Source organism: Halobacillus litoralis, from assembly GCF_020171725.1.
Lineage (GTDB): Bacteria > Bacillota > Bacilli > Bacillales > Halobacillaceae > Halobacillus > Halobacillus litoralis_F.
The window spans coordinates 196,954-221,584 of sequence record NZ_JAIVAJ010000001.1 but is presented as its reverse complement, the minus strand read 5'-3'; the positions used below and the strand labels follow the sequence as shown (position 1 = coordinate 221,584).

Annotated in this window: 26 protein-coding genes; 23 read left to right on the top strand and 3 right to left on the bottom strand. The window is 48.0% G+C overall.

The window, feature by feature from the left end:
- Positions 1–28 precede the first annotated feature (28 nt).
- On the top strand, positions 29–532 hold the full coding sequence (locus LCM20_RS01140) for a hypothetical protein (RefSeq protein WP_225193587.1): 504 nt from the start codon (positions 29–31) through the stop codon (positions 530–532).
- A 170-nt stretch (positions 533–702) separates the two neighbouring features.
- On the opposite strand, the gene LCM20_RS01135 is transcribed toward LCM20_RS01140, so the two are convergent.
- Positions 703–1,086, bottom strand: coding sequence for an SET domain-containing protein (locus tag LCM20_RS01135; RefSeq protein ID WP_225194176.1), 384 nt, complete (start codon positions 1,084–1,086; stop codon positions 703–705).
- A gap of 138 nt (positions 1,087–1,224) precedes the next feature.
- Between LCM20_RS01135 and LCM20_RS01130 the strand changes: the two genes are divergently transcribed.
- From LCM20_RS01130 to LCM20_RS01115, 4 genes are all read left to right on the top strand, one after another.
- Complete coding sequence (locus LCM20_RS01130) at positions 1,225–1,656, top strand: Hsp20/alpha crystallin family protein (protein ID WP_225193586.1); 432 nt, start codon at positions 1,225–1,227, stop codon at positions 1,654–1,656.
- Positions 1,657–1,705: 49 nt separating this feature from the next.
- Positions 1,706–2,002, top strand: a complete 297-nt coding sequence (locus LCM20_RS01125) for a hypothetical protein (protein ID WP_225193585.1) — start codon at positions 1,706–1,708, stop codon at positions 2,000–2,002.
- Positions 2,003–2,075: 73 nt separating this feature from the next.
- Positions 2,076–2,966, top strand: a complete 891-nt coding sequence (locus LCM20_RS01120) for a DMT family transporter (protein WP_225193584.1) — start codon at positions 2,076–2,078, stop codon at positions 2,964–2,966.
- Positions 2,959–3,960 carry a C45 family autoproteolytic acyltransferase/hydolase gene (locus LCM20_RS01115; RefSeq protein ID WP_225193583.1) on the top strand — a complete coding sequence of 334 codons (1,002 nt, stop codon included), beginning with the start codon at positions 2,959–2,961 and terminating at the stop codon, positions 3,958–3,960. The genes LCM20_RS01120 and LCM20_RS01115 overlap by 8 nt, the downstream gene beginning before the upstream one ends.
- Before the next feature lie 124 nt (positions 3,961–4,084).
- Here the strand turns inward: LCM20_RS01115 and LCM20_RS01110 are convergent, their stop codons facing one another.
- Entirely contained in the window at positions 4,085–5,353 is a 1,269-nt protein-coding gene (locus tag LCM20_RS01110; RefSeq protein WP_225193582.1) for an NCS2 family permease, read from the bottom strand.
- A gap of 308 nt (positions 5,354–5,661) precedes the next feature.
- On the opposite strand from LCM20_RS01110, the gene sdaAB reads away from it, so the two are divergent.
- From sdaAB to rnc, 11 genes are all read left to right on the top strand, one after another.
- Entirely contained in the window at positions 5,662–6,324 is a 663-nt protein-coding gene (sdaAB, locus tag LCM20_RS01105) for an L-serine ammonia-lyase, iron-sulfur-dependent subunit beta (RefSeq protein WP_225193581.1), read from the top strand.
- A gap of 12 nt (positions 6,325–6,336) precedes the next feature.
- Positions 6,337–7,221, top strand: coding sequence for an L-serine ammonia-lyase, iron-sulfur-dependent, subunit alpha (sdaAA, locus tag LCM20_RS01100; protein WP_225193580.1), 885 nt, complete (start codon positions 6,337–6,339; stop codon positions 7,219–7,221).
- Between the two features lie 5 nt (positions 7,222–7,226).
- Positions 7,227–9,260: an ATP-dependent DNA helicase RecG gene (recG, locus tag LCM20_RS01095; protein WP_225194175.1), complete on the top strand. Its 2,034-nt coding sequence runs from the start codon at positions 7,227–7,229 to the stop codon at positions 9,258–9,260.
- Between the two features lie 326 nt (positions 9,261–9,586).
- Positions 9,587–10,669, top strand: a complete 1,083-nt coding sequence (locus LCM20_RS01090) for a Gfo/Idh/MocA family protein (RefSeq protein ID WP_225193579.1) — start codon at positions 9,587–9,589, stop codon at positions 10,667–10,669.
- Between the two features lie 139 nt (positions 10,670–10,808).
- Positions 10,809–11,705, top strand: coding sequence for a S66 peptidase family protein (locus LCM20_RS01085; protein WP_225193578.1), 897 nt, complete (start codon positions 10,809–10,811; stop codon positions 11,703–11,705).
- A gap of 90 nt (positions 11,706–11,795) precedes the next feature.
- Positions 11,796–12,356 (top strand): transcription factor FapR, encoded by a 561-nt coding sequence (fapR, locus tag LCM20_RS01080; protein WP_225193577.1) that lies wholly within the window; start codon positions 11,796–11,798, stop codon positions 12,354–12,356.
- A 15-nt stretch (positions 12,357–12,371) separates the two neighbouring features.
- Complete coding sequence (plsX, locus tag LCM20_RS01075) at positions 12,372–13,373, top strand: phosphate acyltransferase PlsX (protein ID WP_225193576.1); 1,002 nt, start codon at positions 12,372–12,374, stop codon at positions 13,371–13,373.
- A gap of 1 nt (position 13,374) precedes the next feature.
- On the top strand, positions 13,375–14,313 hold the full coding sequence (fabD, locus tag LCM20_RS01070) for an ACP S-malonyltransferase (RefSeq protein ID WP_225193575.1): 939 nt from the start codon (positions 13,375–13,377) through the stop codon (positions 14,311–14,313).
- On the top strand, positions 14,313–15,053 hold the full coding sequence (gene fabG, locus LCM20_RS01065; RefSeq protein WP_225193574.1) for a 3-oxoacyl-[acyl-carrier-protein] reductase: 741 nt from the start codon (positions 14,313–14,315) through the stop codon (positions 15,051–15,053). Before fabD ends, fabG begins: the two co-directional genes overlap by 1 nt.
- Positions 15,054–15,135: 82 nt before the next feature.
- Positions 15,136–15,369, top strand: a complete 234-nt coding sequence (acpP, locus tag LCM20_RS01060) for an acyl carrier protein (RefSeq protein WP_225193573.1) — start codon at positions 15,136–15,138, stop codon at positions 15,367–15,369.
- Positions 15,370–15,449: 80 nt separating this feature from the next.
- The gene (gene rnc / locus LCM20_RS01055; protein ID WP_225193572.1) at positions 15,450–16,142 is read left to right on the top strand and encodes a ribonuclease III; all 693 of its coding nucleotides are present in this window, start codon (positions 15,450–15,452) and stop codon (positions 16,140–16,142) included.
- Positions 16,143–16,325: 183 nt separating this feature from the next.
- On the opposite strand, the gene LCM20_RS01050 is transcribed toward rnc, so the two are convergent.
- Entirely contained in the window at positions 16,326–16,550 is a 225-nt protein-coding gene (locus LCM20_RS01050) for a DUF1128 domain-containing protein (protein WP_225193571.1), read from the bottom strand.
- Between the two features lie 279 nt (positions 16,551–16,829).
- Here LCM20_RS01050 and smc point away from each other — a divergent pair, with 279 nt between their 5' ends.
- The 7 genes from smc (at position 16,830) to LCM20_RS01015 (ending at position 24,626) form a co-directional block, all read left to right on the top strand.
- Positions 16,830–20,396: a chromosome segregation protein SMC gene (gene smc / locus LCM20_RS01045; protein WP_225193570.1), complete on the top strand. Its 3,567-nt coding sequence runs from the start codon at positions 16,830–16,832 to the stop codon at positions 20,394–20,396.
- Positions 20,397–20,409: 13 nt separating this feature from the next.
- The gene (gene ftsY / locus LCM20_RS01040; RefSeq protein ID WP_225193569.1) at positions 20,410–21,744 is read left to right on the top strand and encodes a signal recognition particle-docking protein FtsY; all 1,335 of its coding nucleotides are present in this window, start codon (positions 20,410–20,412) and stop codon (positions 21,742–21,744) included.
- A 121-nt stretch (positions 21,745–21,865) separates the two neighbouring features.
- Positions 21,866–22,195: a putative DNA-binding protein gene (locus LCM20_RS01035; protein WP_225193568.1), complete on the top strand. Its 330-nt coding sequence runs from the start codon at positions 21,866–21,868 to the stop codon at positions 22,193–22,195.
- 11 nt (positions 22,196–22,206) lie between these two features.
- Positions 22,207–23,547: a signal recognition particle protein gene (ffh, locus tag LCM20_RS01030; RefSeq protein WP_225193567.1), complete on the top strand. Its 1,341-nt coding sequence runs from the start codon at positions 22,207–22,209 to the stop codon at positions 23,545–23,547.
- Between the two features lie 96 nt (positions 23,548–23,643).
- The gene (gene rpsP / locus LCM20_RS01025) at positions 23,644–23,913 is read left to right on the top strand and encodes a 30S ribosomal protein S16 (RefSeq protein WP_225193566.1); all 270 of its coding nucleotides are present in this window, start codon (positions 23,644–23,646) and stop codon (positions 23,911–23,913) included.
- A 19-nt stretch (positions 23,914–23,932) separates the two neighbouring features.
- Positions 23,933–24,160 carry a KH domain-containing protein gene (locus tag LCM20_RS01020; RefSeq protein ID WP_225193565.1) on the top strand — a complete coding sequence of 76 codons (228 nt, stop codon included), beginning with the start codon at positions 23,933–23,935 and terminating at the stop codon, positions 24,158–24,160.
- Positions 24,161–24,233: 73 nt separating this feature from the next.
- Positions 24,234–24,626 (top strand): YlqD family protein, encoded by a 393-nt coding sequence (locus LCM20_RS01015; RefSeq protein WP_225193564.1) that lies wholly within the window; start codon positions 24,234–24,236, stop codon positions 24,624–24,626.
- The last annotated feature ends 5 nt before the right edge of the window (positions 24,627–24,631 follow it).

Sequence of the window (24,631 nt, the reverse complement as noted above, 5' to 3'; positions counted from 1 at the left end):
AACAGGAAAGGGGGATGAGGTCGATTTGTTGAAGAAAAGGTTCTACATACCTGCCATTTTGCTTGCCATCATAGTGGCGTCTATTTTTCTACACTTTAAAATGAATTATTTATACCTGCCTAATGCAGGGCCAGATCACAACTTGAAATTCTATGATTATCAGGATTTTCCTGAGCCCCTTTTTCTTCTTATTGAAAAAAGAGTTCATGGCGAAGATACGAAAGCTTATCGGGTCGAGGATAAGGAATTTATTAAACATGTCATTCGGATTGTAGATGAAGCAGAAGAAAAACCTTTTATGGAACGCTATCCCTTCCAGAATATACAGGAAGCTGGAGATCGCTATCAAGTAAGTGTTCTCACACAGGAGCAAGGTCATAAAGTGCAGTTTACTTTTTATGAAAACAGCTCGATTTTTGATTTCAGCGGCGTTTACTTTTATGAATTGAAGAGTGATTTAAAAGACCAGCTGTCGCAATTAGCATCTGAAGAAAACGAAGTGGAGCGAGGCCATTATAACCGCTTATTCTAAAGTTTTTTCGTCATTTCCGATGATTTCATCCTGTACATAACCTGTGTAATGAACAAATATTTGTTCTTAGCGATCAGTTTGCTGTACAGCCTTGTTGGCTTGGAAAGCGATGAATAGGAACAAACAAAGGGTCCGGCAAAATGCCGGACCCTTTCCTCATCAAAAGACGTTTATTCTTCTTCCTGGTCAAACCATAATGGATCTTCTATATCGACGTCGCCGTTGTAGTTAATGAAGATCTGCTCATCTTTTTTGATGTCACGATAAGCATAGAAATCAAACGTATGCTGCTCGAAGTTGATGCGGTATTCCGCGTTCGGTTCGTAGGAATGGTTGAACATCATGCCGTAACCTAGTACGAAAGCGCTGTGGTTTTCACCATATTCGAATGCATAGTCGCTGAGCATCGTTTTCTCGATGTGTTCGTGTTCTTCGTTGGGATATGGAATGACGGGGGCCTGGTGAAGGAGCTCACCTTTTTTGAAGTCTTTTGTCGCAAAGACGCCTCTTGCCATGTCGTCATTGTCCAAGGATGAAAATCGGATTTCTACCACGTTCATCACCTGCGCTTTCCTTTTATAATTCCCTGTCCTAGTGTGACAGGAATAGAGAGAGAAAGCAATGGCAGTGAATCGATAACGAAAATGGGTGCCCAGCATATAGTAGTAAAAACAGGTGATGGGGGACCCGAAATGAAATCAAGGAAAGACCTTCAACTCTTTGATGATTCGTTTTATGACATCGTACGTGCGATGGATACGTACATGAACCAGTCCATGAGTAAAATCCGTGATTTTTTCTCAAGTATCGATATCAATATGTACGAAACGGACCGGGAAGTGGTTGTCGAAGCTCATCTGCCGGGGTACGACCGAAATGAAATCCAAATTGAAGTGCTGGGCTCGCAGTTAAGAATCGCAGCCGAGAAATCGATTCAAAAAGAAGTGTTGGATGATGCGACCGGCTCGTTCAATCAAGAACAGTCTCTGCAGAAAGTCGAGCGTTACGTCAGCCTTCCTTTTACGATTTCAAAAGCGCACACGAAGGCATCGCTTGAAGGGGATATCCTACGCGTCACGACGCCGCGCATGAGTCAGGATACCCGGTATTTGGATATCGAATAAGGAAGAGGTGCGCCTTTTCCTTATACATAATTAGAAAAGAGGTGCCAGCATGTATCCATACTACCGTCCTTATCCCCCGGTGAATCCGGACCGGTTCATTTCTTCCGCTGAGCAGATGGAGAGTGTTCTGGAGGAAGGAAAGCGAATTTCGAACCGTGTCCAGCAGTCAGCTTCTTTTGCCAGGTCTTTAATGACAGCCGCCCAGGCCTCTAAGCACGAAGAAGTGAAGAATATGCTCTTGACCCTCGATCTCCAGTCTGATGTCAGCGTAACGTTTACACCGGACTCGCTCACCGTCACTTTGAAGAGGCAGCATACGAAGTTGAATTTAACGTATCAATGGTGATCTGTTCACAAAATATTGCCAATTTTAGTATGATGGAGAGGTGGACATTTTTTTCGAGAGGAGATGAGGAAGCATGTACGCTTATATTCTCCTGGTGCTTGTCGTCGTCATCTTTTCCGGGAACTTGTTGATCGGAAAAGCATTGAATGACCTGCCTCCGTTTACCATCGCCTTCTTCAGGTTGTGTATCGCTTCAATCGTTCTTCTGCCTTTAGGTATGAGAGGAGCAAGGCGGAGCATGCAGACGTACTGGAATCATAGAAAACCATTTCTGATCATCACACTGACAGGCATCACGTTTTTCAACACGTTCATTTATGGGGCGCTGCAGTTCACGACCGCAACCAACGTCGCCATTCTGGAAACCGTCATTCCCATTGTTACGGTGTTGTTGAGCGCGTTTTATCTAAAGGAACGGCTGAAGCGGATACAATGGGCTGGTGTCCTCGTTTCATTCTGCGGTGCTGTCTGGGTCGTAATCGATGGACAGGCTGTTGGGGTTACGGCCATTCAATGGAATATCGGCGATGGCATCATGCTCGGAGGCGTTATGAGCTGGGCCGTTTATTCCATTGCTGTGAAAAAATATATGCACCTGTTTCCGGGTTACGGTGCGTTGTTCGTCATGTCCAGCGTGTCTGTTTTGATTCTCGCTCCGATTGTTGCTGTCGAGTGGTGGGTGGTCGGAGTCCCGGCATTTTCAGTTGAAGCAGGAATTGGTTTTCTCTATTTAGGTATCTTTCCTTCGGTCATCGCTTTAGTTTTCTACAACCGTGCCGTCGAAGAGACGAGTGCGTCAAAAGCATCGATCTTTCTCAATCTGTTACCGGTTGTCACGATGGTCGGAGCCTATTTTTGGTTAGGAGAGCGTGTTACATATGAGAAAGTTGCTGGAGCATTCGCGGTGATGATCGGCGTGTTCATGACAACGGGTATGAATAAAAGGAGGAAGAAGGATGAGTGAGTTGAGAGTCGACGTGCATCAATACCGTAGCACGTCTTATGAGATGGGAAGAGAGCAGGCGGAACAGCTGAATCCGTCCATTTACGACAAGTTTTCTGTATTATCACGACCTACGTTTCACTATGACGACATGCTCGGCGTCTATCAGGAGCATGCCCCTCATTTACTGGACGAGCTGAAAGGCTTGTCAGATGGAAGCGGGCTTTCTATGAAAGAAACAGCCTCTCTCTTCAGTGGCTATGATTTACCGGAAATTCCTGCGATGGGATGCTCTTCTGTCGTAAACAGCGATTTTGCGGTGCGAAACTATGATTTTTCACCTGTCATGTATGACCAGCGATTCGTTCTATCTCAGCCTGAAGGGAAGTACGCAAGTGTCGGGCACAGCTTACATGTGCTTGGAAGACATGAAGGGGTGAACGAGAAAGGCCTGTTCATGGCGCTTCATTTTGTCAGTATGAATGAAACGGCACAGGGGCTCAGTGCATCAGCGATTGTCAGAGTGGTTCTCGATACATGTGCGACAACCGACGAAGCCATTGAGAAATTGAGGGCATTGCCTCATGCCTGGTGCTATAACTTTTCGATAGGAGATTCGAATGGGAGGAGTGTCGTCGTAGAAGCGTCCCCGAGCAGTGTGGAAGTTCGGGAGGGGACAGAAGGCGTTTCGTGTACGAACCATTTTCATAAGAATGTAGATTTGAATCGAACCGATATGTTTGGGTCCACAGCGCGATACGAGGCAATGACCGAAAGGGATGAATCCTTCGATGCCACGTTCCATTGGTTTATGGATCGTTCCTCCGTGCTTTTCTTTGAACAGTATGATCAGTTTTTCGGAACGCTGCACACATTCGGTTATGACTTCACCCGAAACGTCGTGAAGACGGCTGTCGCTGGTGGTGGAGCATTGACTGTTGACTGGCAAAAGTGGCTGGAAGGTGAAGACTTGCAGGAGACGTGTTTGGTCGGGAAGTTGAATCAACCGATATAAATGAAATGGTATAGGAGCGGTGAATACAACCAATCGCTCAGAACCGTGCGCATAACAAAACCCGTACGACTCATCGTACGGGTTTTGTCCAGGCTGAGAGGATTATGTCTCAGCCTCTTATTCATTAATGTCCGAGCGAACGCATGATAAATTCAACGAGAAAGACCATGGCGATGAGGACGACTGGTGTAGAGAGCTCCCGGTGCTTGCCGATTGCGAATTTCACAATGGGGTAAGCGATAAAACCGAAAGCCATGCCGTCTGCGATCGAATACGTGAATGGGATCATAACGATAATCAGAAAGGCAGGCATCGCCTCTGACAGATCCTGCAGTGGAATCTCTTTAATGTTCTGTACCATCAAGGCTCCAACGATAATAAGAATCGGCGCAATAGCGGTAGATGGGACCATCGAAATCCACGGAATGAACAGCAGCGTTCCGATAAATAGAACACCCATTGTCAAAGCCGCGCGACCTGTTTTACCACCAGATGCAATGACGGCTGCACTCTCGGCGGAGGAAACGGTCGGCGACGTTCCGAAGAACCCGCTTAAAATCGATGCAAAGGCCGTAGCCTGATACGAACGTTTGAATTTGCCTTCTTGATTGAGCATGTTGAGCTGACCGTGGATCAGACCCATATTCTCAAAGATCAAGACAATTGCAAGGGGGAAGACCGCCATCCAGAACGTGAAGGTCGTAGCCGCACTGAAGTCCGGCATAAACATCCATGATTGTTCCTCTAGCTTGATCATACTCCCGGGCTCGTTCAAGACGCCTGTGAACGATGCAATCACCGTTCCGACGATCATCGTGACGAGGAAGTTACCCGGAACATTTCTTGTGAAAAGAAAGATCCCGACAAATAACGTCAACAGGCACGTAATGACGATCGCGGAGGATGGATTGCCGAGCGTGATCAACGAGTACTCACCGCGTACGACGAGTCCGCCTTTTTCAAGACCGATCAACGTCAAGAACAATCCAAGGCCCACCGTGATGGCGTGCTTGAGCGAGTCTGGAATGGCGACTTTCAGCCAGTCCCCGAGTTTCGTAAACGCCGTTACAATGAAAAGTAACCCCGCAACGATGACGACGGCAAGACCCTGCTGGAAGTCCATTCCTGTCCCTTCTACAATCGAATAAGCAAATAGAGCATTCACACCCATTCCTGGAATGAGGACCATCGGCGCATTCGCGTATATGGCCATGATCAAACAGCCTACAGCGCTGGCAAGGATCGTCGCGACCATTCCGCTCTCAAGCGGAAGACCGGCACTTTCAAGGATCTGGCTGTTCACGGCAACGATATAAACCGTTGTGAAATATCCGATCAAGCCAGCCATGAATTCCTTTTTCCAGCTCAGGTTGTTGTTATGCTGATTGAGCATTTGAATCTCCTCTATGAAATTATCCCTCTCCCGCCCGGTTACCGTGTAACCCACAAACAACTATTCTACAGTTTTCATAGAAAATTAGCAAGGTCTAAACGATTGTGTCCACTGACAATGAACAACTCCAGTTCCCGCTTAAATCAATGACCCGAGCAATCAGAGGGACTTTCATTCGATTATCCTATTCAAAAGGATTCCTTTGCAGAAAAACAACACAATAGGGTGGCTTTATGTTAAAATTAATCTGGAACCAACCAGTTGGAAAACGCTTTCTTTTATATTAGAAGTCAGGGAAGGTGAAGGCTATGAAATATCGTTCAGTCTTTGATATTATCGGTCCGGTTATGATCGGGCCGTCCAGTTCACATACAGCAGGTGCTGCCCGTATCGGAAGAGCGGCACGCCATTTATTCGGTAGAGAACCGAAATACGCCCACGTCCACTTATACGGATCGTTTGCGAAAACCTACAAAGGACACGGCACAGATGTCGCGATCATCGGTGGTCTATTGGACTACGAAACAGATGATACGAGAATCAGCCAGGCGCTTGAAACCGCACGTAAAGGTGAAATGAAGATCCGTTTTCATGAAGAAGATGCGGTCACCGACCACCCGAATACGGCACGTCTTAGAATCGGAGACGATGATGGAGAGCTTGAGCTTGTCGGCATTTCCATCGGAGGCGGAAAAGCGGAAATCACAGAGTTGAATGGCTTTGAACTGAACTTGTCCGGTGAGCACCCGGCTATTTTGTTAATCCATAATGACCGGTTCGGAGCGATTGCTTCGTCTACAACGATCTTAGCTAAACACGAAATCAATATCGGGCGCATGGAAGTGTCCCGAAAGGCCCTTGGCGAGCAGGCTCTTATGGTCATCGAAGTCGATCAGAACATCGACGACGCGGTGCTGAGCGAGCTTGAGCGGGCAGATCATATCATACAAGTCGCCAAAATATCGGAATAAGGAGGTCTACGGATGTTTCGAAACGTAGCCGAATTAGTAGAACTAGCAGAGAGTGAAGATATCCAGATTTCTGAAGTGATGATTCGTCAGGAGATGGAAGTGAAACAGCTGAGCCGCGAACAAGTCTTCGGGCAGATGGAGAAGAATCTCGACGTCATGGAAAAAGCGATTGAGGACGGTCTGAAAGGCGTCAAATCGCACAGCGGTTTGACTGGTGGAGACGCTGTTCTCATTCAGGAATACATGAAGAACCACACCCCGTTGTCCGGGAATCTCGTCATGGATGCGGTCAGTAAAGCAGTCGCAACCAACGAAGTGAACGCGGCGATGGGAACCATCTGTGCTACGCCGACAGCAGGGAGTGCAGGATGTGTGCCGGGTACCCTTTTCGCAGTGAAGAATCAGCTGAACCCGACCCGTGAGCAAATGGTCCGCTATTTATTCACGTCAGGCGCATTCGGATTCGTCGTCGCAAACAATGCCTCAATCTCAGGTGCAGCAGGAGGATGTCAGGCTGAAGTCGGCTCAGCAGCCGGTATGGCAGCAGCCGCAATCGTTGAAATGGCAGGCGGCACACCTTCACAGTCCGCTGAAGCGATGGCGATTACGCTGAAAAACATGCTCGGGTTAATCTGTGACCCTGTAGCAGGTCTTGTTGAAGTACCTTGCGTCAAACGTAACGCTATGGGGGCATCCAATGCCATCACAGCAGCAGATATGGCACTGGCAGGCGTTACAAGCCGTATTCCATGTGACGAGGTCATTGATGCCATGTATAAAGTCGGGCAGCGTATGCCATCTGCCTTCCGTGAAACGGCACAAGGTGGTTTAGCAGCGACGCCAACGGGTAGAGAACTAGAAGCGAAAGTGTACGGAATTTCCTTAAAGAAAGAGTGAATCACGTGTTACGTCAGCCCATTAACGAAATCAAAGGTGTAGGAGCTAAATTTGAAGAGCATTTAAATGAGCTCGGTCTTTACACGATTGAAGACCTGCTGTTTTATTTTCCTTTTCGATACGACTCCTACGAAACGAAACCGTTAACCGAGTTGGCCCAAGATGAAAAAGCGACCATTGAAGGACAGGTAGCCTCAGAACCTGTCCTCAGCTTTTTTGGTAGAAAAAAATCTCGGTTAACGTTCACACTGCAAGTCGAACAGTTCGCTGTGAAGGTCGTCATGTTCAACCGGGCATTCGCCAAAAAGCAACTGAATGCCGGTGATACCGTTACCGTGACAGGAAAGTGGGACCAGCGCCGTCTACAAATTACGGCCAGCCAGTTTAAAAAAGGGGAAGCGAAAAGTCAGGAGCCGATTCAGCCTGTATATACGCTGAAAGAAGGCGTCACTTTAAACCGTCTCCGTAAAGTCATCAAAGCGGCTCTTGATGAGCATGCAGACGAAATTCCTGAACTTTTACCAGATGAAATGAAGCTATCCTATAAACTTCCCGAACGTCCTCGCGCACTTGTGCAGATGCATTATCCTGAGAGCAGGGTATTATTGAAGCATGCGAAGCGGCGGTTTATCTATGAAGAATTTCTTCTGTTTCAGTTGAAGATGCAGCTCCTTAGAAAACACCACCGCGAATCGACGACGGGCAATGCCCAGGACTACGACAATGACCGGCTGACGGAATTTGTCCAGTCGATGCCGTTCGAATTGACAGGAGCGCAGAAACGTTCTCTGACAGAAATTTTGAAAGACATGAAGCAGCCCCACCGGATGAACCGGCTCCTTCAAGGGGACGTAGGCTCTGGTAAAACAGCTGTCGCCGCCATTGCTTTGTATGCTTCCATAACAGGAGGCAAGCAAGGTTCATTGATGGTTCCGACAGAAATTCTCGCTGAACAGCACTACCAGTCGCTTTCCACCATGTTTGATGGCCGTGCGACGGTTGCCCTGCTAACGGGTTCGATCAAGGGGAAGAAGCGTAAGGAAATCCTTGCCGCTGTGGAAAATGGAGAAGTCGACATCCTGATCGGGACGCATGCCCTCATTCAAGATGAAGTCCTTTTCCAGGACCTTGGCTTTGTCATTGTCGATGAACAGCACCGCTTCGGTGTCCAGCAGCGACGCGCCTTACGGGACAAAGGGCTCCATCCGGACGTGCTGTTCATGACAGCGACGCCGATTCCAAGAACGCTTGCAATCACAGCTTTCGGGGATATGGATGTATCGGTCATCGATGAAATGCCTGCGGGGCGGAAGCCTGTTGAAACCTACTGGGTGAAAGGCGAGATGACAAATCGGGTTCTCTCCTTCATTCAGAAAGAAGTTCAGGCAGGTCATCAGGCGTACGTCATTTGTCCGCTTATCGAAGAGTCAGACAAACTCGATATTCAAAACGCCGTTGATCTCTATCACCAGCTCGCCTCGGTCTTCGAACCGGACGTACCGGTCGGCTTGATGCACGGCCGCCTTCACAATGATGAAAAAGAAGAAGTCATGCAGCAATTCGCAGAGAACAAAACGAAAGTGCTCGTCTCGACCACCGTCGTAGAAGTTGGTGTAAACGTCCCGAATGCAACCGTGATGGTCATTTACGATGCGGAGCGTTTCGGATTATCCCAGCTTCACCAGCTGAGAGGACGTGTCGGAAGGGGAGACGATCAGGCTTACTGTATTCTGCTCGCTGATCCGAAAGGGGACGTCGGGAAAGAACGAATGCGTATTATGACGGAAACGACAGACGGATTCGAACTGTCCGAACAGGACTTGAAGCTCCGGGGACCAGGAGATTTCTTCGGGAAAAAGCAGAGCGGTATGCCCGAGTTCAAAGTCGGTGACATGGTCCACGACTACCGCGCACTTGAAACAGCAAGGAAAGACGCTGCCGAAATCATCATGGACAATTCCCTCGAGACAGAGCCTTATAAAGCGTTGAAGCAAGAAGTATATAAAGATAAGAGTCTACTCGGGGACGTCCTCGATTAAGAAAGAGTGGTGAGAAAGTGTCTCACCGCTCTTTTTGCATAGAACAAACTTCAAAAGAGTGTTGATTGGTCTTATCAGAACTCCTTTGATGATGAACGTTGCAGTAAAACGTCTGGAGGATGCTTCTCTCAACCCTTTACTCTTAATAAGAAGGGGAAAAGTTACATTTAGCCTCATTTGAAGGAGATGAGCAGTTGAATGGAGAAAAAGACATATGTGAAGTTGACTTAACCTGAATAGAGCAGGAAGCGTTCGACCGTGATCCGATGGATAGCATTTCAATCAGTCTTCGGTACATACGAAGCACCCTTTAGGAGGTTGTGTACATGTCGAAATTGAAAGTAGCCATCATTGGCTGTGGGGGCATTGCCAATGGCAAACAAATGCCGAGCTTAGCTAAGCTTGAAGAGGTCGAAATGACCACCTTTTGTGATATTGTCAAAAGCCGGGCTGAAAAAGCAGCTCAAACGTTCGGGGGAGAAGGAGCGGTCGTCTATGAAGATTACCAAACGCTGCTTAAAAAGGAAAACGTGGACGTTGTTCATGTCTGCACCCCGAACAAAAGTCATGCTGAAATCAGCATAGCTGCGCTGGAAGCGGGCTGTCACGTCATGTGTGAAAAACCGATGGCCAAGACAGCAGAAGAAGCGCGTGAAATGGTAGAGGCAGCAAAACGAACCGGGAAAAAGCTGACGATCGGCTATAACAATCGTTTCCGCGAAGACTCCCTTTATATGAAGGACGTTTGCCGGAGCGGGGAGCTTGGCGAGATTTATTATGCCAAAGCCCATGCCATCAGAAGAAGAGCGGTACCGACATGGGGTGTATTTCTGAATGAAGAGCAGCAGGGAGGCGGACCGCTGATCGATATCGGCACGCATGCCCTCGACCTCACATTATGGATGATGGACAATTACGAAGTGAAGAGCGTGATGGGTAACGTCTATTACAAGCTTTCAGCTCAGGAGAGCGAAGCGAATGCCTTCGGTCCGTGGGAGGCCAGCGAGTTTAATGTAGAAGATTCCGCCTTCGGGATGATTACGATGCAGAACGGGGCGACCATCATTTTAGAATCGAGCTGGGCGCTCAATACGCTCGACGAAGATGAAGCGAAATCCTCCCTCTCCGGCACCATGGGAGGGGCGGATATGCGGGATGGACTGCGTATTAACGGGGAGAAGCACGGGAAGCTCTTTACGACGAAACCTGAGCTTGGTGCAGGAGGCGTTGCGTTCTTTGATGGAGAAAAAGAGAGCGATGCTGACCGGGAAGCGAGGTTATGGATTGAGAGTATCCTAAACGATACAGAACCTGTCGTAAGTCCAGCTCAGGCGCTGGTCGTGAGTGAAGTGCTGGAAGCGATCTATGAATCTGCAAGAACTGGGAAGGCTGTATATTTTGGTGAGTGAGAAAACCCGTCTTTGGATGGGTTTTTTTGTTATCGATGAGAGGGTGTTCTTATAAGGTTGCGTGCATAATATTGAATGGAGTTTCCTTTTTCTTCTATATAATTAGTCCCCTATAATGTCATAAGAAAGGATTGATCGGATGATTTTCCCTCAACGCCTTACAGCAGGTGACACTATTGCCATTGTAGCTCCAGCAGGCCCGCCTGATCCTGCGAAAATGAAGGAAGGACTCGAGCTTTTCAAGCATACGGGGCTCCATGTCAAACTTGGAAAGTACGTGTTTAACCGTAGGGGTTTCCTTGCTGCTTCAGATCAAGAGAGGGTGCGGGATCTCCATGACGCGTTTGTTGATCCTGAAGTGAAAGGAATTGTTTGTGCGCGCGGAGGGTATGGAACAGCAAGGATCGCCCCGTGTCTCGACTATGCTCTGATTCGAGCGCACCCGAAGGTTTTCTGGGGATATAGTGACCTTACGTATTTGAACGGAGCCATCCAATTATTCAGTGGGCTCGTTACGTTTCACGGTCCGATGATTGCGAGTGATCTCAGCTCTATCGGCGGAGAAGAGAGCCTTCGGTCATTTTTTCAGTTATTCGTTCCGACAGAGCTTTGTTTCTCCTCGGAACTGAGTGTCGTGAACCACGGGAGAGCGGAAGGGAAGCTTGTCGGAGGCAATCTGACGCTGCTGGCAGATGCTGTCGGGACACCGTACCAATGGGACTTTCATCGTTCTATATTATTCATAGAAGAAGTGTCTGAGCCTGCCTACCGAATCGATGCCATGCTGCATCATTTGAAATATGCTGGTGTGTTCGACGAAGTGTGTGGGGTAGTGCTGGGGGATTTCAATGTCGAGGAAAAAGAGCTGCCGGTCGTCAAACGTGTTGTTCGGGAGTTCTTTGAAGGATGCTCGTTCCCGGTTGTGTGTGGTCTGCCGGCAGGGCACTGTGAGCCGAACTACGGCATTCCGCTCGGTACGCGTGCAGCCTTGACGACGGCTCCTGCCTGTCTCCGAATAGACCCTGGTGTATGTTAATCCTTGCGAAAATCATTCAGGTATTATATATTACTATTAGTACCTAGTCATAAGGTTTCAACTTGTGACTTTAACGGACGGTGGAAATAGATGAAGAAGTCGAAGAAGCAAAGGCAAGAGGAACTGAAAGCGACAATTGAAGCGTCCCCGTTCACAACGGATGAAGACCTGGCCAAGCAATTCGGTGTCAGTATCCAGACGATCCGTTTAGACAGAATGGAGCTCTCGATTCCGGAATTACGTGAGCGGATCAAGTCTGTTGCGACCCAGGAATGGAACGAAACGGTCAAGGCGCTGCCGATAGAGGAAGTGATCGGAGAAGTTGTAGACCTTGAACTCGATAAGCGGGCCATTTCCATTTTCGACGTCAGACAGGAGCATGTGTTTTCAAGAAACCATATCGCGAGAGGTCACCATTTGTTCGCCCAAGCGAATTCACTTGCGGTTGCTGTCATTGATGACGACCTTGCCTTGACGGCGAAATCATCTATTGAATTTACTCGTCAAGTCAAGCTTGGAGAGCGTGTGGTGGCAAAGGCTGTGGTACAAGGGGAAGATGACAAAGGGCGTACGATTGTCAACGTCCAGAGCCTTGTCGGCCAGGAAGAAGTTTTTGCCGGCACGTTCGAGATGTATCGCTCGAATATATAGAAGGAGATGGATAACATGAAGCTTGCAATAGATGCCATGGGCGGTGACAATGCCCCGGAGGCGATTGTCAAAGGAGCCATGCTCGCAGCGAAAGAAATCAAGGGGCTCGAGCTGACACTCATCGGGGATGAGGAACAGATCAAGCCGCACCTGAACGGACAGTCAAATATTGAAGTTCTACATACAACAGAAATGATTACGAGCGAAGACGAACCTGTTCGAGCCGTTCGAAGAAAGAAAAACGCCTCGATGGTTCTAATGGCGCAGGAAGTCAAGGAAGGACGAGCAGACGGATGCATTTCGGCTGGAAATACAGGTGCGTTGATGAGTGCCGGTCTATTTATTGTCGGCCGCATGAACGGAGTCGATCGTCCTGCGCTCAGTCCAACACTTCCAACACAGGACGGAAAAGGGTTCCTCATGCTCGATGTCGGCGCAAACGTCGATGCGAAGCCTGAACATCTGCTTCAGTATGCGGTCATCGGCTCTATCTACGCCGAGCATGTCCGTCAGATTGACAAGCCCCGCGTCGGATTGTTAAATGTAGGGACTGAAGACGGAAAAGGAAGCGACTTAACGAAAAAAGCGTTCCAACTGATGCAGGATGCACCGATTCATTTTGTCGGAAACGTAGAAGCGCGTGACCTTCTTGATGGCGTGGCTGATGTCGTCGTAACAGACGGCTTCACTGGAAACATTGCGCTTAAAACGCTGGAAGGTACCGCTCTAGCGATGTTCTCGATGATGAAGAAGACATTCATGTCGAGCTTCAAGACGAAGATTGCAGCAGGACTTGTGAAAAATGACCTGCGCGGTTTGCGTGACCAGCTGGATTACTCAGAATATGGCGGAGCCGGCTTGTTCGGACTTGCAGCACCGGTGATCAAAGCGCACGGTTCATCCAATGATCGTGCCATCTATAATGCCATCAAACAAGCGTGCCAGATTGTCGAATTCAATGTGACAGAAACCATTCAAGGGACGCTGGATGAAATGCAGGCAGAGGAGGAGAAATAACATGAAACTCGCATTCGTTTTTCCGGGACAAGGATCTCAGGAAGTCGGGATGGGGAAAGCGATGTACGATGCTTACCCTACCGTTAAACAATTATTTGATGAAGCAGACGAAGCGCTCGGCTACTCATTGACAACGCTCATGTTCGAAGGGCCGGCAGAAGAGCTGACGAAAACCGAAAACGCTCAGCCTGCTCTTTTGTTGAACAGTGTGGCATTAAACGAAGTGTTGAAACAGGAAGGCATCACACCAGAGATGACAGCAGGTCACAGCCTTGGGGAATACAGTGCCCTTGTTGCCAGTGGTGCCCTTGAGCCGCTTGAAGCGGTCGAGCTCGTCCATATGCGCGGGAAGCTTATGGAAGAGGCCTATCCGACAGGAAAAGGCACGATGGCCGCTGTACTTGGACTCGGCCAGGAGGAAATCACATCTGTGCTGGAAGGCTTTGATGGAGAAATGGCAGTTGATCTCGCCAACATCAACTGCCCGGGACAGATTGTCATTTCCGGAACGAAAGAGGGCGTGGAGAAAGCCTCTGAGAAGCTTTCTGAAGCAGGCGCCAAGCGTGTTCTTCCGCTGAATGTAAGCGGACCGTTCCACTCCCGCCTCATGCAGCCGGCGAGTGAGGACTTTGAACAGCATTTGTCAAAAGTGGACGTGAAAAACGCTGACATTCCGGTTTATGCGAACGTAACAGCTGAACCAGTAACTGACGCAAAAGACATCGAAAAGCTTCTCGTCGAACAATTGTATTCACCTGTCCGCTTCCAGGAAATCCTCGAAGCGTTCGTTGAACAGGAAGTCGATGCCATTGTCGAGGTGGGGCATGGTAAAGTGTTGAGCGGCCTTGTGCGTAAAGTGAAGCGCCGCATGAAGACTGTGAATGTATCAGATCCTGAATCTGTAGAAGCATTCATTCAACTGGTTAAGGAGGAATCGTAATGTTGAACGATCAAGTCGCTCTCGTAACGGGGGCCTCCCGTGGCATTGGACGGGCTATTGCCCTTGAGCTTGCCGCAAAAGGCGCGAAGGTTGCCGTAAACTATGCTGGAAGTGAAGACAAAGCAGAAGCCGTCGTTCAGGAGATTCTTGAGCAGGGCGGACAAGCGATTAAGATCCAAGCGAACGTCTCTTCAGAAGATGACGTGAAGCGCATGGTGAAGTCGGTTGTCGACGAGTTCGGGCGTTTGGACATCTTAGTCAATAACGCCGGGATTACAAAAGATAACCTGTTGATGCGCATGAAAGAAGAGGAGTTCGATTCGGTCATCGATACGAATTTGAAAGGCGTCTTCCTGTGCACCAAGGGTGTCACCCGCCAGATGATGAAGCAGAAGTATGGACGTATTGTTAACGTCGCGTCCATTGTCGGCGTGTCCGGAAACCCTGGGCAGGCAAACTATGTTGCAGCAAAAGCGGGCGTCATCGGCATGACTAAATCGAACGCAAAAGAGCTTGCGTCCCGTAATATCCAGGTCAATGCCGTCGCGCCAGGCTACATCGCGACAGATATGACGGATGCGCTGACAGATGAGCAGCGTGAACAGATGATGAGCCTGATTCCGTTAAGCCGTCTCGGCGAAGGAAAAGACGTTGCGAATGTCGTGCGTTTCCTTGCTTCTGAAGACGCTGCATACATGACGGGACAGACGCTGCACGTCGATGGCGGAATGGTGATGTAAGATTCGCTGAAAACTGTCAAAATGCGTGCTTGCGCTCAAGCATAAAGTACTACTATAATTATTGAAGGGAGGTGAAGTTCCAATGGCAGAAACATTTGACAGAGTTAAGCAGATCATTGTTGATCGACTTGACGTAGAAGAATCTAAAGTAACTATGGAAGCTTCCTTCAAGGAAGATTTAGAAGCAGACTCTCTAGACGTAGTAGAGCTTGTAATGGAGCTTGAAGACGAGTTTGATATGGAAATCTCTGATGAAGAAGCTGAAAAGATTAATACAGTAGGCGACGCTGTGAATTACATAAGCAGCCAGTCGTAAGGGACAAGCTGTCTGTGGTTACACAGGCAGCCTTTCCTGTATTTAATCGTCAAATTTTTTAGCAAAGGACAAGGTGATCTATGGATGGATTTTCCAGTTTTCAAAACAAAATAAACATTCAATTCAACGATGTTTCGTTGCTGGAACAAGCATTTACGCATTCATCATATGTGAATGAGCATCGTAAAACGGATCGCCAGGATAATGAGCGTCTGGAATTCTTGGGCGACGCTGTTTTAGAACTTGGCGTATCTCAATACTTATACCGTGAATTTCCGGACATGGCAGAGGGAGAGCTCACGAAGTTCCGTGCCTCCATCGTGTGCGAAATCTCACTCGTTCAATTTGCGAACGAACTGAACTTTCAGGATCTCATACTATTAGGTAAAGGCGAAGAGTTGACCGGCGGCCGTAATCGTCCAGCCCTTCTTGCGGATGTCTTTGAAGCCTTCATTGGTGCGCTTTATTTAGACCAAGGGTTTGACGCTGTAGTCCGTTTCCTTGAAACCTATGTATATCCGAAAGTGAAAAAAGGTGCTTTTTCTCATGCGATGGATTTCAAAAGTCAGCTTCAAGAATTTATACAACGAGATAAGAACAGCAAGATTGAATATGAAATCGTTGAGGAGCGGGGACCCGCACACAGTCGGGAGTTCATCGCCCATGTAAGGATACAGGGTGATACAGGGGGGATCGGTGTCGGTCGAACAAAGAAAGAGGCCGAACAGAAAGCCGCCCAGCAGGCGCTCGAAAACCACGGCGCATTATCGTGATGCAGAAAAGCCGCCCAGCAGGCGCTCGAAAACCACGGCGCATTATCGTGATGCAGAAAAGCCGCCCTTGATCAGGGCGGCTTTTCCTATGCTTCGGTCTGTTGCCCTTGTGCTGTTCGGAGCCCAAGGACACGTGTGCTATTTTTCTAAAAAACTCCAAGACGTTTCCGCCTTGGAGTTCGATTATTGCTTGCGATATTGACCAAGCTCCTGCACAAAGGCTTGAATTTCAGATACGCTCAGCTGCCCTTTCATTTCAACAATATCATAGAGGGACTTGATTTCTTCATAGTGTTCAAGGTTGTAGTCTTCCGGGTCCATGATGGAACGGTTCACGACCTGCAGTTTATCTGCTAAAGTATGGATGATATAGTCCAGGTTCTCCTGGCTTGCTTGTTCTAAACTCAACGAAGCTTCCTCCTAACGATACTAGAACTATTACATATGATAGGATACTTTTTGTTATTTTGAAAGACATATAAGGAAAAAAGGTCGCTGAATTGTGCGTCATTCTATGATAAAATAAATAAGTTAGAGTGAAGTGGAACAGGCATATGGAGCCACTTTCCATCGTAGAGTGGTCCGTGAGAATGGACCAACGATGAAGAACCAGAAGTGACACGATCACAAACAATATTAAATGAATTTTACAACAGGATAGACGTGAAATCGTACAGGAGGATAGATATGTTCCTCAAGCAATTGGACACCGTAGGATTTAAATCATTTGCCGAGCGGGTGACGGTCGACTTTGTCGAAGGCGTCACGTCCGTAGTCGGCCCGAACGGAAGTGGAAAGAGTAACATTACAGATGCGATCCGCTGGGTTTTAGGGGAGCAGTCCGCTAAATCTCTGCGTGGAGCAAAAATGGAGGATATCATTTTTGCGGGAAGTGAATCGCGCAAACCATTGAATATGGCAGAAGTAACCCTTCTGCTCGACAACTCGGATCAGACGCTTCCTTTGGAGTATGAGGAAGTAAGCGTAACGAGACGGGTTTATCGATCAGGCGAGAGTGAATTTTATATGAACAATCAGGCGTGCAGGTTGAAGGACATCGTCGATCTGTTCATGGACTCCGGTCTCGGCCGAGAGGCGTTCTCGATCATCAGTCAAGGGAAAGTAGAAGAGATCCTCAGCTCGAAAGCAGAGGAGCGTCGTTCTATTTTTGAAGAAGCGGCCGGCGTCCTTAAGTACAAGCAGCGAAAGAAAAAAGCGGAATACAAACTGGCCGAAACTCAAGAGAATTTAAACCGTGTAGAAGATATCATCCACGAAATCGATGGTCAGCTGGAACCCTTGAAGGAGCAGGCAGCCATTGCTAAAGACTATCTTCAGAAGAAGGATGAACTTAAACAAGTCGAGATCTCGTTATTAATCACGCAGATTGAAGGGCTGAACGAAGAGTGGCAGCAGCTTCTCGCACAGCTTGAAGAGGTAAGAGAAAAGGAAGCAGCCTTGAAGGAGCAGGTGGAGAGAGAAGAAGCAACGGTCGCTAAAGAGCGTGCTGATATGCAGGCTTTGGACCAATCGATTGAAGACCTTCAAGAAACGCTCCTTACTCTGACGAAAGAGCTTGAGGGCTTAGAGGGTAAAAAAGAGCTGATGAAAGAGCGCCACAAACACTTCGAAGAGAATAAAGAGAAGAGTGAGCAGGAACAACAGGCCCTCAGTGAAAAAGTCGAGCGACTCAAACAAGTAGCAAAAGAAGAATCGGAAAAGCTTAAAACGTTTAAAGCAGACCGTGCTGAAACGAAAAAGGCTTTAAAGCAGACGGAAGATGCACTCCATCAAGATCTGAATGCGCTTGAAGATCAAATTGAAGACTTGAAGAGTGAATACATCGATCTTTTGAACGATCAGGCAGCGAAGCGGAATGAGAAGCAGAACTTAGAGAAGCAGCTGACCCAGATCGGTACGAAGAAAGATGGACAGCAGGATAAGTTCAAAGACCTTCTCGATGAACGATCCCTCCTTGAGGAGAAGCTTCAGGAAGTCGAGAAAGAATTGCAAGGGACGAGTCAGGAGCGCGAAGAGAAGGAACAAGCTTACAGCGAACTCAGCCGGAAATTAACAGAGAACAAGCAGTCTTATGACGAATGGCAGGAGAAGCTGTACAAAGGTTATCAGTACTTAGAAAAACTGAGATCGAAAAAAGAGATGCTTGAAGACATGAAGGAAGATTTCTCAGGTTACTTCCAAGGTGTACGGGAAGTGTTGAAAGCGCGGGAAAGCGGAAAACTCTCAGGGATCCATGGAGCTGTTTTAGAGTTGATTGAGATCCCTGGCCATTTGATGACCGCGATTGAAACGGCACTAGGAGCACAAGCTCAGCATATCGTCGTTGAGGATGAGAAAAACGGAAGACAGGCGATTCACTGGCTGAAGCAGAACAACAAAGGCCGCGCGACCCTTTTACCATTGACCGCCATCCAGCCGAGGCAGATCTACGGACAGGCAGCGAACCAGCTCTCTTCCCAGCAGGGCTTTGTAGGTGTAGCCGTCGACCTTGTTGAATTCGACCCAGCGTTCCAAAAGGCGATTTCTCACCTACTTGGACACATCGTCATTGCAGATAACCTTGAAAATGCCAACGCCATCGCCCGGTTCCTGAATCGTAAATACCGGATCGTCACCCTCGAAGGAGATGTCGTCAACCCTGGTGGTTCCATGTCCGGTGGTGCTCAGAAGAAGTCCAATCAGTCACTGTTCACTCGTGAACGGGAATTACAAGATCTAACGACGAAAATCGATGACTTTCAGGAAAAAACGACCGATGTTGAACAACGTGTTCAGCAATTGAAGGCGACCATTCAAACTCAGCAGGAAGAGTTCTCACGTCTTGAAAAGGCCGTTGCAGACTTGAAGACGAAAGAGTATGAACAGCAGTCAAATGTGCGTGAATGGACGATGCGCATGAAGCACGTCAACGATCAGCTTCAGCTGTTTGATCAGGATCAGAAGCAGTACGATCAGGATCACATTCAAGCCAAGGAGCAGATCGAAACATTGGATCACGCGCTGGATGATCTAGCGACCGAGCTGTCATCGATTCAACAGAAGATCGACCAGCTGACCGAAACGAAGTCCCAGCAAGAAGATGACGAAGAAAAACTGCGTGAGAAAAAGCAGCAGCTTCACATCCGTCTTGCTGAACAAGATTCGTCGGTTCGGAACCAGCAGGAGAAGGCTGATCGGATCAATGAGGAGCTGCTGACGGCTGAACGGCAGTTGAAGGACAGCAGGGAAGCCTTCCAGCAGTTGATGGAAGTGGTCGATTCCAACCTGACCGAAGAGGAAATGGTGGAAGAGATTGAAGAGATGCAGAACCGGAAACAACGGACGGAACAATTGATCCAGGAGCGCCGTGAGAAACGAGCGGATGCCTATAAACAGGTTGAGCAGATTGAAGCTGAATTGAAAGAACAGAACCGGATCCTTCAAAACTTCACGCAGGACATCCAAGTGAAAGAAGTGAAGGCGAACCGTCTTGATGTGGAGCTTGAGAACCTGCTGGATTACCTGCAGAAAGAGTATGTCATGACCTTCGAGAAGGCGAAGCGTGAATATCCGCCTGTAGAGGATATCGAGCGGTCTTCAAGAGACGTGAAGCTCATTAAGCGTGCGATCGAGGAGCTTGGCACGGTCAACCTTGGAGCGATTGATGAATTCGACCGCATTCAGGAGCGTTATACGTTCCTGAAAGGTCAGCAGGATGACTTACTGGAGGCGAAAGAGACGCTGCATCATGTCATCGGAGAGATGGACGGGGAAATGCAGAGAAGGTTTGAAGAAACCTTCAGCAGCATCCGGGAAGAGTTCGGTGTAGTGTTCCGCGAATTGTTTGGTGGAGGTAGTGCCGACCTTAAACTGACGAACCCGGACGACCTTCTTGAGAGTGGTGTCGACATTGTCGCACAACCGCCGGGTAAGAAGCTTCAGAACTTAAGCCTGATGTCCGGAGGAGAACGGGCATTGACCGCGATTGCTCTATTATTCTCGATCTTGCGAGTACGGCCCGTTCCGTTCTGTGTGCTTGACGAAGTGGAAGCGGCCCTCGATGAGGCGAACGTTGACCGGTTCGCTAAGTTCTTGAAAGAATTCAGCGAACAGACCCAATTCATCGTCATCACGCACCGCAAAGGAACGATGGAGCACTCCGATGTGCTTTACGGGGTGACGATGCAGGAATCCGGTGTTTCGAGACTCGTATCCGTGAGACTCGAGGAAACCTCTGAATTATTAGAAGCGTAGGAAGGATGAGTTGATGAGCTTTTTCAAAAAATTAAAGGACAAATTCACGAAAGACTTACACCCGAACCTTGAAGAACAGAAAGACGAACAGCTGGAAAAAGAAGAAGTAGAACCCGACCAGGTCGAGGAATCTGCAGGTGAAACAGAAGAGCCGATCGGTGAGACGGAAGTGCCGGTAGCAGAACCGGAAGAAGTGGAATCTGAAACGGTCAAGGAAGAGCCGGAAGAGGCACCTGTTGAAGAAGTAGAAGAAGTAGAAGAAGTAGAAGAAGTAGAAGAAGTAGAAGAAGTAGAAGAAGTAGAAGAAGTAGAAGAAGACGACGTGGAAGAAGAGCTGGAGGATGAAACGGATCCTGAACCGGCCATCGAGGAAGAAAAAGAAGAATCGATCGCCGACAAGTTCAAGAAGGGGCTGGCTAAGACACGTAACTCGTTCTCGAGCCGCATCAATGATCTGGTTGCCCGCTATCGTACGGTCGACGAAGACTTCTTTGAAGAGCTTGAAGAAGTTCTCATTTCAGCAGACGTCGGTGTCAACACGGTCATGGAAATGATCGACGAGCTTCAAATGGAAGTGAAGCGCCGCAATATTAAAGACACGCGTAAGGTACGCGAAGTGATTTCAGAGAAACTTGTAGAAATCTACTACGGCGATGACGAGGCAGAGGAAATCGAAGGACTGTCTGAAAACCCGGATGGTCTCACGATCTATCTGTTCGTCGGCGTCAATGGAGTCGGCAAGACAACGACTATCGGGAAGCTTGCCCATCAGCTGAAGGCAGAAGGTAAGAATGTCACGCTCGCTGCAGGAGATACGTTCCGTGCCGGTGCGATTGACCAGCTTGAAGAATGGGGAAGAAGAGTCGGTGTGAATACGATCAAGCACAGTGAAGGGGCCGATCCGGCTGCTGTGATTTACGACGGTATCCAGTCTGCGAAGTCCCGTAATGCTGACGTCTTGATTTGTGACACGGCAGGACGTCTTCAAAATAAGGTCAACTTGATGAACGAGCTCTCCAAAGTGAAGCGCGTGATCGAGCGTGAAGTGCCAGGTGCGCCGCATGAGGTACTGCTTACCCTGGATGCGACAACAGGGCAGAATGCGATGAGTCAGGCGAAGACCTTCTCCCAGTCTACCGACGTAACGGGAATCGTTCTTACGAAGCTTGACGGGACAGCCAAAGGGGGAATCGTACTTGCGATCCGTAAAGAACTCGATATCCCTGTGAAGCTCGTCGGACTTGGTGAGAAAGTGACGGATCTTGAACACTTCGATGCGCACGCGTTCGTATACGGCTTATTCGCTGATATGATCGATAACTTCGAAGAAGACGAAGAGGAAGAATAAAAGGGTTCCGTCTTGAGAACTGGAATGGTCAAAAAATAGAGACGGGGCTTGACAGCAGAGCCTCGTCTCCGTTACTATTCCTATGTAAAGGTATTTCACTTAACAAGGGAGTTGTTCAAGCGTGCTGGAAAAAACGACACGGGTCAATTACCTATTTGACTTCTATCAATCGTTACTCACGCCAAAACAGAGAAATTATATGGAATTATATTATCTCGAAGATTATTCGTTAGGTGAAATCTCAGAGACCTTTGATGTATCGCGTCAAGCGGTTTATGATAACATTCGCCGAACCGAAACGATGCTTGAAGAATATGAAAAAAAGCTTCATTTATACGAGAAGTTCCAACAGCGCCAACAGGTGATCAAAGAGATGGAAGATGAGGTCGATAAACAGAACCTCCACACTCCATTCAAGGAATGGCTCGATCAACTACAAGAACTAGAATAGGAGGTCATTCTATGGCATTTGAAGGTTTATCCGACCGGTTGCAGGAAACGATAAAGAAAATCAAAGGCAAAGGGAAGGTAACCGAACAAGACGTAAAAGTCATGACCCGTGAGGTCCGCCTTGCCCTCCTCGAGGCCGACGTTAACTTTAAGGTAGTAAAAGATTTTGTTAAACGAATTAAAGAGCGTGCGGTCGGAGAAGAGGTCATGGAAAGCCTGACTCCAGGCCAGCAAGTCATCAAGGTCGTAAAGGAAGAACTGACGGACTTGATGGGTGGCGATGAAAGTAAAATCGCTGTAGCGAAGCGACCGCCGACAGTCATTATGATGGTCGGTCTCCAAGGTGCCGGTAAGACAACCACAACCGGTAAACTGGCGAACCACCTGCGCAAAAAGCATAATCGCCAGCCGCTTCTTGCAGCAGCGGATATTTACCGTCCTGCTGCGATTCAACAGCTTCAGACACTGGGCAAGCAGCTTGGTATGCCTGTGCATGAAGAAGGTACAGAAGCGGATCCTGTTGACATTGCGAAGAATGCGGTAGCAAAAGCGAAAGAAGATCACCACGATTATGTCATCATTGATACCGCGGGTCGTCTTCACGTGGATGGAGATCTGATGGAAGAGCTTCAGCGTATTAAGGAAGCCGTTCAACCAGATGAAATCTTCTTGACCGTCGATGCGATGACGGGTCAGGATGCCGTGAACGTTGCAGAAAGCTTTGATGAACAACTTGATGTTACGGGTGTTCTTTTAACGAAGCTTGACGGAGATACACGTGGTGGTGCCGCGCTGTCGATCCGTGCTGTAACAGGAAAGCCGATCAAATTCGCGGGTATGGGGGAGAAGCTCGACCAGCTTGAGCCGTTCCACCCCGAACGTATGGCTTCCCGTATTCTCGGTATGGGAGACGTATTGACGCTGATTGAAAAAGCTCAGACGAACGTCGATGAGAAGCAGGCGAAAGAGCTTGAGTCCAAGATGCGTAACGCATCCTTCACGTTTGAGGATTTTCTAGAACAGATGGAGCAAGTGAAAAACATGGGACCGCTTGATGAATTGATCAACATGATTCCAGGTGCGAACAAAATGAAAGGACTTAAGAACGCTTCGTTCGACGATAAACAAATCGTCCACGTCGAAGCGATCATTCAGTCCATGACAAAAGCTGAGCGCCAGGACCCATCTCTGATGAATGCGAGTCGTAAGAAGCGGATCGCAAAAGGTTCCGGCACGAACGTTTCAGAAGTCAACAGACTGCTGAAACAGTTTGATGAAATGAAGAAAATGATGAAACAAATGAGCAATACCAAGGGTAAAAAGGGCAAAGGAATGAATTTTCCGTTTATGTAATGGAAAAATCCTTTACACACAAATAAAGTTCTGCTAAAATCATTATTTGTGTGAAACTATATTAATTTTTTATGAAATATATGGAGGTATGAAACAATGGCAGTAAAAATTCGTCTTAAACGTATGGGTTCAAAACGTAACCCATTCTACCGTGTAGTAGTAGCAGATTCTCGTTCCCCTCGTGATGGTCGCATCATCGAGCAGATCGGAACGTACAACCCAGTAGCAAACCCAGTAGAGGTTAAGCTGGACGCAGAGAAAGCAATCGACTGGATGTCAAACGGCGCGAAGCCATCTGATACAGTTCGTAACCTATTCTCAAACGAAGGCATCATGAAGCAATTCCACGAATCTAAAAATAACTAATTAAAGTAGTGGTGATATCATGCAAGCCTTAATCGAAACCATCGTTACACCGCTCGTCGATCATCCGACTGACATTGAAGTGGATGTGCGCGAGGAAGATGACAAGATCGTCTATCACCTTACCGTACATCCCGATGATGTAGGAAAAGTGATCGGGAAAAACGGGCGGATTGCGAAGGCGATTCGAACTGTCGTCTACGCGGCAGGCTCTGATTCGGAAAAGCGAATCTATCTGGATATCATGTAAGAAAAGGGAGAGGGACAACCTTTCCCTTTTTTTCTAAAAAAAATTAAATTCTTATCCTTCAAAGAGAGGTCGAATGAGTGTCATGCAGATCATTCAAAAAGTGACGGTCAAACAAATTCTGACGACATCAAGCCGTGATAAGCTCAAAGAAACCTTCAGTAGAAAAACGGCACAGCTCGAGAAAGAATGCCGTCAGCTGGAGTTTGAACAGAAGAAGCTTGAACGTAAGCCTGAACTGTCCAAGAAGGAAGTAGAACGACGCTTTTCGAAGGAGATCAGTCGGAGGAAAGACCGAATCCGCTGGATGGAGCATCAACTGGAACAGCTTTCCGTTCTACCGGATGGCAGTGAGCTTGAGATAGATGAAGTGGAAGCATTGGTTGAGGTTCAAGAAGGCGATCATTGGGAAGACATTCGAAATAAAGAAATCGTCATTCAGGATGGAAAAGTGATAAGAGCGAGGTAATAGTA

What these genes read in the sequence shown, in the direction of transcription:
- LCM20_RS01130 (WP_225193586.1), top strand. Translation starts at nt 1,225, where the DNA reads ATGAAATCAAGGAAAGACCTTCAACTCTTTGATGATTCGTTTTATGAC.
- LCM20_RS01125 (WP_225193585.1), top strand. Translation starts at nt 1,706, where the DNA reads ATGTATCCATACTACCGTCCTTATCCCCCGGTGAATCCGGACCGGTTC.
- LCM20_RS01120 (WP_225193584.1), top strand. Translation starts at nt 2,076, where the DNA reads ATGTACGCTTATATTCTCCTGGTGCTTGTCGTCGTCATCTTTTCCGGG.
- LCM20_RS01115 (WP_225193583.1), top strand. Translation starts at nt 2,959, where the DNA reads ATGAGTGAGTTGAGAGTCGACGTGCATCAATACCGTAGCACGTCTTAT.
- LCM20_RS01110 (WP_225193582.1), bottom strand. Translation starts at nt 5,353, where the DNA reads ATGCTCAATCAGCATAACAACAACCTGAGCTGGAAAAAGGAATTCATG.
- sdaAB (WP_225193581.1), top strand. Translation starts at nt 5,662, where the DNA reads ATGAAATATCGTTCAGTCTTTGATATTATCGGTCCGGTTATGATCGGG.
- sdaAA (WP_225193580.1), top strand. Translation starts at nt 6,337, where the DNA reads ATGTTTCGAAACGTAGCCGAATTAGTAGAACTAGCAGAGAGTGAAGAT.
- LCM20_RS01090 (WP_225193579.1), top strand. Translation starts at nt 9,587, where the DNA reads ATGTCGAAATTGAAAGTAGCCATCATTGGCTGTGGGGGCATTGCCAAT.
- LCM20_RS01085 (WP_225193578.1), top strand. Translation starts at nt 10,809, where the DNA reads ATGATTTTCCCTCAACGCCTTACAGCAGGTGACACTATTGCCATTGTA.
- fapR (WP_225193577.1), top strand. Translation starts at nt 11,796, where the DNA reads ATGAAGAAGTCGAAGAAGCAAAGGCAAGAGGAACTGAAAGCGACAATT.
- plsX (WP_225193576.1), top strand. Translation starts at nt 12,372, where the DNA reads ATGAAGCTTGCAATAGATGCCATGGGCGGTGACAATGCCCCGGAGGCG.
- fabD (WP_225193575.1), top strand. Translation starts at nt 13,375, where the DNA reads ATGAAACTCGCATTCGTTTTTCCGGGACAAGGATCTCAGGAAGTCGGG.
- fabG (WP_225193574.1), top strand. Translation starts at nt 14,313, where the DNA reads ATGTTGAACGATCAAGTCGCTCTCGTAACGGGGGCCTCCCGTGGCATT.
- acpP (WP_225193573.1), top strand. Translation starts at nt 15,136, where the DNA reads ATGGCAGAAACATTTGACAGAGTTAAGCAGATCATTGTTGATCGACTT.
- rnc (WP_225193572.1), top strand. Translation starts at nt 15,450, where the DNA reads ATGGATGGATTTTCCAGTTTTCAAAACAAAATAAACATTCAATTCAAC.
- smc (WP_225193570.1), top strand. Translation starts at nt 16,830, where the DNA reads ATGTTCCTCAAGCAATTGGACACCGTAGGATTTAAATCATTTGCCGAG.
- ftsY (WP_225193569.1), top strand. Translation starts at nt 20,410, where the DNA reads ATGAGCTTTTTCAAAAAATTAAAGGACAAATTCACGAAAGACTTACAC.
- ffh (WP_225193567.1), top strand. Translation starts at nt 22,207, where the DNA reads ATGGCATTTGAAGGTTTATCCGACCGGTTGCAGGAAACGATAAAGAAA.
- rpsP (WP_225193566.1), top strand. Translation starts at nt 23,644, where the DNA reads ATGGCAGTAAAAATTCGTCTTAAACGTATGGGTTCAAAACGTAACCCA.
- LCM20_RS01020 (WP_225193565.1), top strand. Translation starts at nt 23,933, where the DNA reads ATGCAAGCCTTAATCGAAACCATCGTTACACCGCTCGTCGATCATCCG.
- LCM20_RS01015 (WP_225193564.1), top strand. Translation starts at nt 24,234, where the DNA reads ATGAGTGTCATGCAGATCATTCAAAAAGTGACGGTCAAACAAATTCTG.